Here is a 13,515-nt window from a genome sequence, read left to right as displayed (position 1 = left end):
TGACTGCACAAATAATCATACTAGATCTTGTATATAATGATACGCTCAAATACACTTTATGTCAACGAAAAAAGGGGCAAATTCCTTGCCCTGTACTTCATCTTTTATGGTTCTTTTCTCACTTCATATTTGTTGCACTCATCAACGATTTTTCTACCCCAGCGCAACGTCAAGCATCATCATCACCGTAAAACCGACCGCAAACATAATCGTTCCTATGTTGGAATGTTCGCCAGCAGACATTTCCGGAATCAGTTCTTCCACGACAACATATATCATGGCTCCGGCCGCGAAACTCAATAAATATGGTAGTACCGGTATAATAACACCTGAGGCTAAAATCGTTATGATCGCGCCGATCGGTTCCACAAGGCCAGACAAAACACCGTAGATAAAAGCTTTTCTTTTACTCATTCCCTCTGCATGAAGGGGCATGGAAATGATTGCTCCTTCCGGTAAATTTTGTATCGCAATGCCGATAGACAATGCCAGTGCGCCAGTCAATGTGATGCCGCTGTTTCCTGCATTCCAACCGGCATAAACGACGCCTACTGCCATGCCTTCCGGAATGTTATGTAATACGACTGCCAGAACCATCATGGCACTTTTCCCAAGGTTTGTTTGTGGACCTTCTGCACTTGTGCTATTCATGTGCAGATGTGGGATGATGTGATCTAAAAGCAATAGAAACAGAATACCGATCCAGAAACCGACTACCGCCGGAAAAAAGGACAATTTTCCCATGCTTTCTGATTGCTCGATTGCCGGAAGCAGCAGACTCCAGATTGAGGCTGCAACCATGACACCTGCGGCAAATCCCGTCAACACACGCTGAATTCGTTCATTCAGACCTTTTTTCATGAACAGAACACATGCTGCACCAAGCGATGTGCCTGCAAATGGTATTAGTATACCTGTGATAAGATTTGTGTTCATATGTTTGCGCTTTCTATATGTAGGCTGATACTTAGTGTTTTGTAAAACTTGTAAATTACATTTTCTCGCGTGGTTAGTTGTTACTAACTATATACATATAGTTTAATATGGAGATAAAAGTTTGTCAATAGAAGGACATTTACACATAATTACTCCCTATATTTCCCGCATCATTTTTCAATGATTTTTACTGCAGTGCCATAGGCGATCACCTCGGCTGCTCCCTGCATAACCTGAGATGAACCATATTTTACATCGATCACTGCATCGGCGCCCAGTTCCTTAGCTTCATCCACCATGCGCTTAACTGCGATCTGTCTTGCTTCATTTAACATTTCCGTATAGCCGACAATCTCACCACCCACAAGAGTTTTCATGCCTGCCATAAAATCACGTCCAATATTCTTCGTTTGTACAATCGTTCCTTTTACCATCCCCAAGGCTTCTATTTCACAGCCAGGAATATAGTTAATACTTAGCAGCTTCATCTTCTTCTCCTTTGTCAATTTCTTTTATTCTGCTTACCATCGCGACAATCGTTCCTACTATGACGGCAACAATCGGCACTATGACGAGTGTCAATGCCCATAATGGCATATCAGCATCTACCACATATCCATAAATCAACACCCCAATCACAAGTAACATAAGGATGAGCATAATACCTGCGCCACCAAATACACCCAGTTTCTTCTTCATATGAATATCGACTTTGCTTACATTCACAAAATCTATTCCCTCCTTCTCCATTTTTTCTACTTTGTCCAGCCAGTAATCAGAATCAAGTTTTTCAATGGAAAGAGATCCGGCAAGCATGGCCTGCGACAGCGTACACATCTTTTCGATGTTATCCTGCTCTTTTTGCAATACTGCTTTCTGATTTTCAAGGCATTCGTCCACCGAGATCTGTCCCTGAAAAAGTCTATGAATTTGTTCCACCGGAACGCCCAGTTTGCGGAACAATTTTATCTTTTTCAACAGTTCCACATCCTCTGTTCGGTAATCGCGATATCCATTTTCTGTTCTTCTCGGTTGCAACAAGCCCTGTTCCTCATAAAACCGGATATTTTTGCTGGTAATTCCAACCAACTCTTCCACTTGTTTAATCTTCATGTTTCCGCCCTTCCTGTCTGGTGACCTCTTTATACAACTTCCACCCAGTGGAAGGTCAAGTCTTTTTCTATATTTTTTTCATTTTTACGACATATCTACTGTTTTTTCATATAAAACAGTTTTTCTATATGGTACTAGAATAGAACTGCCTCTGCAATAAGGGAAATATATAGAATTTTTTTCATTCGCCCAGAATAATGTCACAATGGTCTCTCATATATTATTGACCTTTAAAACGATCGGGTGGATTCATTTCTTCCGAGCATCAATATTCCCGCCATGACATAAAAATGTGTATTGGGAAGGTTTTTATGAAATGTCGAATACATCGCTTTATTCTGGTAGAAAAATAATTCCTATTTTAAGGGCATATTAATGGCATTAGATTTTTGTTCGATATTCTTTCTATTCACACATGCAAAAAGGCTCCCGAGAAAAAATCTCGAGAGCCTTGATTTTATTGCATTTTTAAATAATCAGTTATGATTACTCGATGATTGTAGCAACACGACTGTTAATATCACAACTTGTATTGTTCTAAATATTTTTAATGATATTTTGTTTTATATAATGGTACATTTTGTGATTATTATATCTATTCGAAAGTTTTTCAAGTCCCAAATAAGCCATGGCTTTTACCTCCAATTTAAATGAAAGGACTGATAACAATGAAATTGATACACGCGGAATATAACCCGATGCACAACAGTATCGCCATTAACCACTATGACGGCTACATCCTCCGGATTGACTGCAACCTGGCAGAATCCGGGATACGGACCACTCCTAATTCACAGCGGTGCCTGAATGCTCTTGCGATTGACAATCCACTGGCATATGCCCGGCTTACACTGGATGGAGAGATGCAGGCATGGGTGGATGCGGCGGATAGTTTGGAACCTTTCTAAATTCAGTACTCCATATAGTTGTAAGCGGATGGCTTATTCTCGTAACCGCGTGGCTTGTAATACACCTCTGAGCATGCATCATGCAGCTTTTTGAGGTAACTCTGGTCAATGTTGATAAATGTCAACTTTCCCTCTAGTGTAAACATAATACTAATCCTTTGTATTTTGAGTTAAAAAATGTGGGAAGACTAAACTTCCCACTCGTTAATGTTCATCTCTTTACGGATTGATTACCGAAGGTTAATGGAGACCTTCTTTAATGTTCATCTCTTCTATGGTTCAAGACCATAAGGTTAATGGAGACCTCTCTATCATCATAATATGACAATTAACTGGCTGTGTCAACTGCATACTATAAATTTTATCATAACCCAAACAATCTCAACTTTGCAATTTGCTCATTCTTCGCATCATTTGAATGAAAATATACAGTAGTAATGCATTTTTAATCTGTTCGTAACGTAACAGCAACTCTTTTGACTTATGGTGTATTTGGTGTATCCTATCTTTTGCTTCCCCTTTGTAATAGTCTATTAAAACACACTCAGCAGCTTCTGCTCCCTCTGTCTCATAAACCTGATTAGTTTTTTCAATCAGAGGCATACTCATACTATCATACATACACCATCCCAATGGCGAAAATCTTTCAGAAAACAACCTCATTTGGTTAAGCAAACTGTTCAATTGCTCTTCAATATCTTTTGTTTTCGCTGCTCTTTGCTTAAAAACATGCTAAAAAACTTAGATGCATTAATCTGTTGCTGTAATTCCTTAATACTAACTAAATTCTCAAATTCTTTCACATTCTCACTCCCTTTTTACATAGGAATTTACTCATTCCCCATACGGATAATAATGCTCTGCCTTCGACTGAAACTCCTTCAAATCACAAATCTTCATATCCTCATCAAACTCTGCAATGGTCACTCCATCAAAGCCATCCACATTGCCCTCGTAGTCGCACTGGAAAAACCATTCCACAACAGCCGTATTCCCAGAAACAACCACACGTTTTATATCCCACTGCAAAACAGTACCTTTCTGATTCCACTCCTCAAACCATCTGATTATCTGTCCAATTCCTTTATACACCGGACCATAACACTCGCTGTAAATAATATCGTCGCTAAAAATCCCCTTTACAGCATCAATATCTTTATCCAGCCAGCACTGAAAATATTTTCTAATAACCTCTTCCATTCTGTACTTACTCCTTCATCCGTTCAATCGTTTTCTCCACAGAAATACACTCCACATGGTCTTTTGAACAAGGCTACCATATGCGTTATTCTACCACATATTCATCCTTAATTCATCTGAAATTTTCACTGTTAATTTACCACACATCTAAACAATCCTCAGCATCCACCCATGCCTGCAACTCACCCGCTAAAGCCAATCGAGCATATTCCACAGGATTGTCAATAGCAAGTGCATTCAATGCACATTGTGAATTTGGTGTGGTCTTTAAACCATCCTCTGCCTTATTACAGTCAATGCGTAAAATCATATTATCAAAGGTGGTTATATCAATACTATTGCAGTATTGATTATATGTAGCATATATAAGTTTCATAGCATTTTTGTCCTTCCATCGTTTTTACAGATAAGCCGGTTGTATTGATAAACTGTTGTGTGTTCTAGAAGTATCCTTTAGAACGTGAAACTCACGCCAGCTATCTTATCAACTTGGGATGCGCACCACTGCTCATATCGGAACGGTTAGGACACGAAAAGGTACAAACTACTTTAAGCACCTACTCCCACCTGTATCCAAACAAGCATCAGGAAGTGGTGGATATGATGCAGAGCCAGCACAAGTTGGAAACAGTAACTGCCGGTGCATCTGAAACCTCAGATAAGCCAGAAAAGGACCCACAACCACAGAACACAAGGTTCAAAGTCGTAAGTCCAAAGGATAAAATAAGCCCACAGCAAGTCCACAAGAATGACTTAAGCCCATGCGTCGGCTTCGCCGAACGCACATAAAAAGGCTCAACCCCTTGTCAACAAAGGGTTGAGCCAATCAAGTCAATTGATACTCTTAAAGTATTTGATTACTCGATGATTGTAGCAACACGTCCTGATCCAACAGTACGTCCACCTTCACGGATAGCGAATGTAAGACCCTGCTCCATAGCGATTGGATGAATCAATTCGATTGTCATCTCTACGTTATCTCCAGGCATACACATTTCTGTTCCTTCTGGAAGGTTACATACACCAGTTACGTCAGTTGTTCTGAAGTAGAACTGTGGACGATAGTTGTTGAAGAAAGGTGTATGACGACCACCTTCATCCTTTGTCAAAACGTAAACCTGTGCTGTGAACTTTGTATGGCAAGTTACAGAACCTGGCTTAGCAAGAACCTGTCCTCTCTGGATCTGGTCACGGTTAATACCACGAAGGAGGGCACCGATGTTATCACCAGCCTGAGCCTCATCAAGAAGCTTACGGAACATTTCGATACCAGTAATAACAGTCTTCTGAACGTCTTCCTTGATACCGATGATTTCAACTTCGTCGTTAAGATGAAGTGTACCACGCTCTACTCTACCAGTTGCAACAGTACCACGACCTGTGATTGTGAATACGTCCTCTACTGGCATAAGGAATGGCTTGTCTGTATCACGCTGTGGATCTGGGATATAAGAATCAACAGTATCCATAAGTTCCATGATCTTGTCGCCCCAAGGTCCCATTGGATCTTCAAGAGCCTTAAGAGCAGAACCCTTAACGATTGGGCAGTCTGTGAAGTCATATTCCTCTAACTGCTCTGTGATTTCCATCTCAACTAACTCTAATAATTCTTCATCGTCTACCATATCGCACTTGTTCATGAATACTACGATGTAAGGTACACCTACCTGACGAGAAAGAAGGATATGCTCCTTTGTCTGAGCCATAACACCATCAGTAGCAGCTACTACAAGGATAGCGCCGTCCATCTGAGCAGCACCAGTGATCATGTTCTTAACGTAGTCAGCATGTCCTGGGCAGTCAACGTGTGCATAATGTCTCTTCTCTGTCTGATACTCAACGTGAGCAGTAGAGATAGTGATACCTCTTTCTCTCTCTTCTGGAGCCTTATCGATGTTCTCGAAGTCAACCTTTGCGTTACCTTCTACTCTTTCAGAAAGAACCTTTGTGATTGCAGCGGTAAGAGTTGTTTTACCGTGGTCAACATGTCCGATTGTACCGATGTTACAATGTGGTTTGCTTCTGTCAAATTTAGCCTTTGCCATTTTAATTTCCTCCTTAAATTTACATCCTTTGGGATGTCATTTCTTAATTCAACTATTTCCAATTATATATGGAAATGATGGTTTTTCAACTATTTCCGAAGAAATAATATTAGTTAGCATGCTCGCTGATAACCTTGTCCATAACGCTCTTTGGAGCCGGCTCATATCTATCAAAGAACATAGAGTAATTTCCACGTCCCTGAGTAGAAGAACGAAGTTCTGTAGAGTAACCGAACATCTCTGAAAGCGGAACAAATGCACGTACGATCTTACCGCCGCCGAGGTCATCCATACCTTCGATCTGACCACGCTTAGCGTTCAGACTTCCGATAACATCACCCATGTATTCTTCCGGCATAGTAACTTCAACCTTCATAATCGGCTCAAGAAGAACTGCACCGCCCTGCTTCATAGCATCCTTGAATGCCATAGAACCAGCGATGTGGAATGCCATTTCGGAAGAATCGACTTCATGGTAAGAACCATCGTATACGTTAGCAGAAATACCGATTACAGGGAATCCTGCTAAGATACCAGCCTGTGCTGCTTCTTCGATACCTTCTCCAACTGCCGGGATGTATTCCTTAGGAATAGCACCACCAACAACGGTAGATTCGAACTTGAATGTCTCTTCTCCGTTTGGATCCATTGGCTCGAACTTAACCTTACAGTGACCATACTGTCCACGACCACCGGACTGCTTAGCGTACTTGCTGTCGATATCAACAGGCTTGGTGATTGTTTCCTTGTATGCTACCTGAGGTGCACCAACATTTGCTTCTACCTTGAATTCACGAAGCAGACGATCTACGATAACTTCCAAGTGAAGTTCGCCCATTCCGGCGATGATTGTCTGTCCTGTTTCCTGGTTTGTATGAGCACGGAAAGTAGGATCTTCTTCTGCAAGTTTTGCAAGAGCTTCGCCCATCTTACCCTGATCATTCTTTGTCTTAGGCTCAATAGCCAACTCAATAACAGGTTCTGGGAATTCCATGGACTCCAGAATAACCGGATGCTGTTCATCACAGATTGTATCACCTGTTGTTGTGATCTTAAGACCAACAGCTGCTGCGATATCTCCGGAGTAAACCTTGTCAATCTCAGTTCTGCTGTTAGCATGCATCTGAAGGATACGTCCAACACGTTCCTTCTTATCCTTTGTTGCATTCAGGATATAAGAACCTGAGTTCAATGTTCCTGAGTAAACACGGAAGAATGCAAGTTTTCCTACGAATGGGTCTGTCATGATCTTGAATGCAAGAGCAGCAAATGGCTCATCATCAGATGATGGCTTTGTGATCTCGTTGCCTTCTAAGTCAGTACCCTTGATGTCAGGAATGTCTGTTGGAGCCGGCATGTACTCAATAACGCCGTCCAATAACTTCTGAACACCCTTGTTCTTGTATGCTGATCCACAGTAAACAGGTACTGCTTCACATGCGATCGTAGCCTTACGAAGTGCCTTCTTCATATCTTCTACAGATGGTTCTTCACCCTCTAAGTAGATCATCATCAGATCATCATCAAGGTCACAGATCTTTTCAACAAGGTTGGTGTGCCATTCATCAGCAAGATCCTTCAAATCATCCGGGATCTCTTTGATTTCAATGTCTTCACCCTTGTCGTCATTGTAATAGTAAGCATCCATCTCGAACAGATCGATCAGACCCTTGAAGTCATCCTCTGCTCCGATTGGAATTTGTACCGGGATCGCATTCTTGCCAAGACGATCAATGATAGTCTGTACTGACATGAAGAAGTCTGCACCCATCTTATCCATCTTGTTGATAAATGCCATACGAGGTACGTTGTAAGTGTCAGCCTGACGCCATACGTTTTCTGACTGTGGCTCAACACCGGCCTTAGCATCAAATACACCTACGGCACCGTCCAGTACACGAAGTGAACGCTCTACTTCTACAGTAAAGTCAACGTGTCCCGGGGTATCGATGATATTGATACGATGCTCCAATGCACCAGCCTTTGGCTTATGATGATCCTCAAGTGTCCAGTGACATGTGGTTGCAGCAGATGTGATCGTGATACCACGCTCTTTTTCCTGCTCCATCCAGTCCATCGTAGATGCACCGTCATGAGTCTCACCAATCTTGTAGTTTACACCAGTATAATAAAGGATACGCTCTGTCAATGTGGTCTTACCAGCATCGATATGAGCCATGATACCAATATTTCTGGTTCTATCCAGTGGATATTGTCTTCCAGCCAAGATTTTTTCCTCCTAATATTATTGTACACAAGTAATAAGTAACTACTAGAATCTGTAGTGTGCGAAAGCCTTGTTTGCTTCTGCCATCTTGTGCATATCTTCTTTTCTCTTAACAGATGCACCAGTATTGTTTGCTGCATCTAAGATCTCGTTTGCGAGTCTTTCTTCCATAGTCTTCTCGCTTCTCTTACGAGAGAACATAGTCAACCAACGAAGTCCGAGCGCCTGACGACGGTCTGGTCTTACTTCGATCGGTACCTGGTATGTTGCACCACCAATACGTCTAGCCTTTACCTCAAGTACAGGCATAACGTTATTCATGGCTTCTTCGAATACCTCAAGAGCAGGCTTTCCTGCTTTTTCTTCTACTCTGGCAAATGCGCCGTATACAATCTTCTGGGCAACACCTTTCTTACCATCTAACATGACGTTATTGACAAGCTTGGTTACTACCTTGCTATTGTAAATTGGATCCGCCAAAACGTCTCTTTTTTGAGTATGTCCTTTACGTGGCACGTTACTTCCCTCCTTAATCATATTATTTTTTCGATTAATTCAACGGTACTCACATGTTATGTGTTCGTGCTAAATTTATTCTGACAAATGAAAATAAATTTCAACACTAACCATATTTCTTTGTGAAAATACAATTGTCTGCTAGGTCTTATTTAGCGTCCTTTGGTCTCTTAGCACCATACTTAGAACGACCCTGCTTTCTGTTAGCTACACCTGCTGTATCAAGTGTACCTCTGATTACGTGATAACGAGTACCAGGTAAATCCTTTACTCTACCACCACGAATCAATACAACGCTATGCTCCTGCAAGTTGTGACCTTCACCCGGAATGTAAGATGTTACTTCGATTCCGTTTGAAAGACGAACTCTGGCGATCTTTCTCAGCGCTGAGTTAGGCTTCTTAGGGGTAGCTGTCTTAACAGCTGTACATACACCACGCTTCTGTGGAGAAGATGTCTCAGTAGGCTTCTTCTTAAGAGAATTGTAACCTCTCTGAAGAGCTGGTGCTGTAGACTTCTTTACAGATGTCTGACGTCCCTTTCTTACTAACTGGTTAAATGTTGGCATTATTTTCACCTCCTGTAGTATAGTTTATAAGTGTGCACAGTTTTATGCACGCTAAAATATTATATAAACATTCTCGTCATCTGTCAAGAGATTTCTCAAGCAAAAAGCACCACGGAAAGCATGATCTGTTTTCCGTGGTGCCTTGTATTATGATTTATTATCCTTAGTCGATAGAAACAGTATCTTCTGCTTCTGTTTCTGCCTTGGCTTCTTCGACCGGCGTATCATCATAAAGATCTCCGAAGTCTTCTGTCTGTTCTTCGATCTCCTGATTGTAATCGGTATTCAACTTGATGTTGCCATAACGTTTCATACCTGTTCCGGCTGGGATCAACTTACCAAGGATGACATTTTCCTTCAGACCGATCAATGGGTCGATCTTGCCCTTGATGGCTGCTTCTGTCAGAACCTTTGTTGTCTCCTGGAAGGATGCTGCTGACAAGAAGGAGTTGGTTGCAAGGGAAGCCTTTGTGATACCGAGCAGTACCTGCTTTCCTTCTGCCACTTCCTTGCCTTCTTCTGCAAGTTTCTCATTCATTTCTTCAAAGTCAAGAACATCAACAAGTGTTCCCGGTAAGAACTCAGAATCACCGTTGTTCTCGATGCGTACCTTCTTTAACATCTGACGCACGATAACTTCGATATGCTTATCACTGATTTCAACACCCTGTAAGCGATATACACGCTGTACTTCCTGAAGCATGTAATCCTGAACGGCACGCACGCCCTTGATCTTTAAGAGATCATGTGGTTGATAGAACCTTCTGTCAGTTCGTCACCGGCTTCCAGTTCCTGTCCGTCTACGATCTTGATACGTGAACCATAAGGGATCAGATAAGCCTTGCTTTCTCCGGTTTCCTTATTGGTAACGATAACTTCACGCTTCTTCTTCGTATCTTTGATCTCTGCTGTACCGGCAAATTCTGTGATGATTGCAAGTCCCTTTGGCTTTCTTGCCTCAAACAATTCTTCGACACGAGGAAGACCCTGTGTGATATCGTTTCCGGCAACACCACCACTATGGAAGGTTCTCATGGTAAGCTGTGTACCAGGTTCACCGATAGACTGTGCTGCGATGATACCGATTGCTTCACCGACCTGTACTGCCTGACCGGTTGCCATGTTGGCACCGTAACACTTAGCACAAACGCCGACATGTGAACGGCAGGTAAGGATGTTACGGATCTTCACGCGTGTGATCTCTTTTCCGTTCTCATCCACACCAACTGTAACGATCGCATGTGCACGCTTTGGTGTGATCATGTGGTTTGCCTTAACGATCACATTGCCATCAGCATCGCAGATCGTCTCGCACGAAAATCTGCCTGTGATACGTTCTTCCAGACTCTCGATCTCTTCACGACCATCCATGAATGCTGTGATGTAAGTACCAGGGATCTCACGATCTTTTCCAGCATTACAATCAGATTCACGAACGATAAGTTCCTGTGATACGTCAACCATACGTCTGGTCAGGTATCCGGAATCGGCGGTACGAAGGGCTGTATCGGACATACCCTTTCTAGCACCATGCGCTGACATGAAGTACTCCAATACGTCCAGACCTTCACGGAAGTTTGACTTGATAGGAAGTTCGATCGTACGACCGGTTGTATCCGCCATCAAACCACGCATACCGGCAAGCTGTTTGATCTGCTTGTCAGAACCACGGGCTCCGGAATCCGCCATCATAAAGATGTTGTTGTACTTATCCAATCCGGAAAGCAGGGCTTCTGTCAACTCATCATCAGTCTTTTTCCATGTCTCAACAACGTCTCTGTAACGTTCTTCTTCTGTCAAAAGACCTCTCTTATATTTCATCGTGATACGGTCAACTGTCTTTTCTGTATCAGCGATCATCTGTGGCTTCTGTGGCGGCACGGTCATATCGGAAATAGATACGGTCATGGCTGCTCTTGTAGAGTACTTGTAACCCATAGCCTTGATATCATCCAATACTTCTGCCGTCTTGGTTGCTCCATGTGTATTGATAACCTTTTCCAGGATCTGCTTTAATCCCTTCTTACCAACATGGAACTCAATCTCATAGCGGAGTGCATTTTCCGGCTTGCTGCGGTCAACAAATCCCAGATCCTGTGGAATGATCTCATTAAAGATCAAGCGACCCAAGGTTGTCTTTACATTGCCTTCTACAACGCTTCCGTCTGCAAGTGTCACGCTCTTATGAACGTAAATGACCTGATGCAATGTGATCTCTTTATTTTCATATGCCAACAGTGCCTGGTTCATACTTGGGTAATAATGTCCAAGTATGTCTCTTGCTCTACAGATGACATGACGGTTACCGTCTGTCACATCCTCAAAATGGATCATATCATCAATGTCGATGACATCTGCATTAATGTCTGCCTTGATGTCCTCTGCGTCAGTATATACCTTATCAGAAACAGTCGTAATGCCCTCTTCCTTGGAATGATCTGCCAGACGATCCATGGTCAGATAGTAGATACCAAGTACCATATCCTGTGAAGGAACGGCTACCGGACCACCATCAGATGGTTTCAGCAGGTTGTTCGGAGACAGGAGCATGAAACGACATTCTGCCTGTGCCTCCGCAGTAAGTGGAAGATGGACAGCCATCTGGTCACCATCGAAATCGGCGTTGAATGCAGTACATACCAGTGGATGTAACTTGATTGCCTTGCCTTCTACAAGGATTGGCTCAAACGCCTGAATACCAAGTCTATGCAGTGTAGGAGCACGGTTTAACATAACCGGGTGCTCTTTGATCACTTCCTCGAGTACATCCCAGACCTCTGGCTGTAACTTCTCGACCATCTTCTTTGCATTCTTGATGTTGTGTGCAGTTCCGTTAGCAACCAACTCTTTCATAACGAAAGGCTTGAAAAGTTCGATCGCCATCTCTTTCGGAAGACCACACTGATAAATCTTAAGTTCCGGTCCTACGACGATAACGGAACGTCCAGAATAGTCAACACGCTTTCCGAGCAGGTTCTGACGGAAACGTCCTGATTTACCCTTTAACATATCTGACAAAGACTTGAGGGCTCTGTTTCCAGGGCCTGTAACCGGACGGCCTCTACGACCATTGTCGATCAGTCCGTCAACCGCTTCCTGTAACATACGCTTTTCATTACGAACGATGATGTCTGGTGCGCCCAGTTCAAGCAGTCTTCTCAAACGGTTGTTACGGTTAATGATACGACGATACAAGTCGTTCAGATCGGATGTCGCGAAACGTCCACCATCCAACTGTACCATCGGACGAAGATCCGGTGGGATAACCGGGATAACGGTAAGGATCATCCACTCCGGCTTGTTGCCTGACTCGCGGAATGCTTCTACAACTTCCAGTCTCTTGATGACTCTGGCGCGCTTCTGACCGGTAGCAGTCTTGAGTTCTGCTTTCAGTTCAGCCGCATCTTTTTCCAGATCGATATCGCGGAGCAATTTCTGGATCGCCTCAGCACCCATACCCACCTTGAAGGTTGAGCCGTACTGCTCTCTGGCATCCTGATATTCCTGCTCTGACAATACCTGTTTATACATAAGAGGTGTGTCTCCTGCATCAAGTACGATATAAGATGCAAAATACAATACCTTTTCCAGTGTTCTTGGTGACAGATCAAGGATCAGTCCCATACGGGATGGGATACCCTTGAAGTACCAGATATGAGATACAGGAGCTGCCAGTTCGATATGTCCCATACGCTCTCTACGAACACTTGCCTTTGTGATCTCAACACCACAACGGTCGCAGACTACACCCTTATAGCGAATCTTCTTGTATTTACCACAATGGCATTCCCAGTCCTTGCTCGGTCCGAAGATCTTTTCACAGAATAATCCGTCCTTTTCCGGCTTCAAAGTTCTGTAGTTGATCGTCTCAGGCTTCTTTACTTCGCCTCTGGACCACTCTCTGATCTTTTCCGGTGATGCCAAGCCAATCTGAATTGCATCAAATTCTATTGGCTGATTTGTTGCTTCTTTATTCATTGCTTCTGGCATTGCTAATCTCCC

General features: G+C 42.9%; 14 protein-coding genes. 1 reads left to right on the top strand and 13 read right to left on the bottom strand.

The window, feature by feature from the left end; genetic code table 11:
• Nucleotides 1-153 precede the first annotated feature (153 nt).
• From DW996_RS05715 to DW996_RS05705, 3 genes are all read right to left on the bottom strand, one after another.
• Nucleotides 154-936, bottom strand: coding sequence for a ZIP family metal transporter (locus DW996_RS05715; RefSeq protein ID WP_118535130.1), 783 nt, complete (start codon nt 934-936; stop codon nt 154-156).
• Between the two features lie 170 nt (nt 937-1,106).
• Nucleotides 1,107-1,424, bottom strand: coding sequence for a YbjQ family protein (locus DW996_RS05710; RefSeq protein ID WP_118280348.1), 318 nt, complete (start codon nt 1,422-1,424; stop codon nt 1,107-1,109).
• Nucleotides 1,405-2,049, bottom strand: coding sequence for a MerR family transcriptional regulator (locus DW996_RS05705; RefSeq protein WP_118535129.1), 645 nt, complete (start codon nt 2,047-2,049; stop codon nt 1,405-1,407). Before DW996_RS05705 ends, DW996_RS05710 begins: the two co-directional genes overlap by 20 nt.
• Before the next feature lie 668 nt (nt 2,050-2,717).
• Between DW996_RS05705 and DW996_RS05700 the strand changes: the two genes are divergently transcribed.
• Complete coding sequence (locus DW996_RS05700; protein WP_118535128.1) at nt 2,718-2,957, top strand: DUF6061 family protein; 240 nt, start codon at nt 2,718-2,720, stop codon at nt 2,955-2,957.
• Nucleotides 2,958-2,959: 2 nt separating this feature from the next.
• Here the strand turns inward: DW996_RS05700 and DW996_RS05695 are convergent, their stop codons facing one another.
• The 10 genes from DW996_RS05695 to rpoC form a co-directional block, all read right to left on the bottom strand.
• Complete coding sequence (locus DW996_RS05695) at nt 2,960-3,103, bottom strand: hypothetical protein (RefSeq protein ID WP_199642627.1); 144 nt, start codon at nt 3,101-3,103, stop codon at nt 2,960-2,962.
• 235 nt (nt 3,104-3,338) lie between these two features.
• Nucleotides 3,339-3,578 carry a hypothetical protein gene (locus tag DW996_RS05690; protein ID WP_118535127.1) on the bottom strand — a complete coding sequence of 80 codons (240 nt, stop codon included), beginning with the start codon at nt 3,576-3,578 and terminating at the stop codon, nt 3,339-3,341.
• Between the two features lie 213 nt (nt 3,579-3,791).
• Nucleotides 3,792-4,157, bottom strand: a complete 366-nt coding sequence (locus DW996_RS05685; RefSeq protein WP_118535126.1) for a nuclear transport factor 2 family protein — start codon at nt 4,155-4,157, stop codon at nt 3,792-3,794.
• Nucleotides 4,158-4,293: 136 nt separating this feature from the next.
• A complete protein-coding gene (locus DW996_RS05680; RefSeq protein WP_118280353.1) occupies nt 4,294-4,533 on the bottom strand; it encodes a DUF6061 family protein in 240 nt (79 codons plus the stop codon).
• A gap of 481 nt (nt 4,534-5,014) precedes the next feature.
• Entirely contained in the window at nt 5,015-6,202 is a 1,188-nt protein-coding gene (tuf, locus tag DW996_RS05670) for an elongation factor Tu (protein ID WP_118280354.1), read from the bottom strand.
• Between the two features lie 109 nt (nt 6,203-6,311).
• Nucleotides 6,312-8,429, bottom strand: a complete 2,118-nt coding sequence (gene fusA / locus DW996_RS05665) for an elongation factor G (protein WP_118280355.1) — start codon at nt 8,427-8,429, stop codon at nt 6,312-6,314.
• A gap of 45 nt (nt 8,430-8,474) precedes the next feature.
• Complete coding sequence (gene rpsG / locus DW996_RS05660) at nt 8,475-8,945, bottom strand: 30S ribosomal protein S7 (RefSeq protein WP_207662838.1); 471 nt, start codon at nt 8,943-8,945, stop codon at nt 8,475-8,477.
• Between the two features lie 148 nt (nt 8,946-9,093).
• Nucleotides 9,094-9,513, bottom strand: coding sequence for a 30S ribosomal protein S12 (rpsL, locus tag DW996_RS05655; protein WP_118280357.1), 420 nt, complete (start codon nt 9,511-9,513; stop codon nt 9,094-9,096).
• Nucleotides 9,514-9,676: 163 nt separating this feature from the next.
• Complete coding sequence (locus tag DW996_RS13260; RefSeq protein ID WP_243098681.1) at nt 9,677-10,216, bottom strand: hypothetical protein; 540 nt, start codon at nt 10,214-10,216, stop codon at nt 9,677-9,679.
• A 32-nt stretch (nt 10,217-10,248) separates the two neighbouring features.
• Nucleotides 10,249-13,503, bottom strand: coding sequence for a DNA-directed RNA polymerase subunit beta' (gene rpoC / locus DW996_RS05650; protein ID WP_243098680.1), 3,255 nt, complete (start codon nt 13,501-13,503; stop codon nt 10,249-10,251).
• Nucleotides 13,504-13,515 lie beyond the last annotated feature (12 nt).

The sequence above is a fragment of the Roseburia sp. AM51-8 genome, assembly GCF_003478275.1.
In the GTDB taxonomy this organism is placed as follows: domain Bacteria; phylum Bacillota; class Clostridia; order Lachnospirales; family Lachnospiraceae; genus Pararoseburia; species Pararoseburia lenta.
Note: the sequence above shows the minus strand (reverse complement) of the source record. Positions and strands in the feature narration are given on the sequence as shown.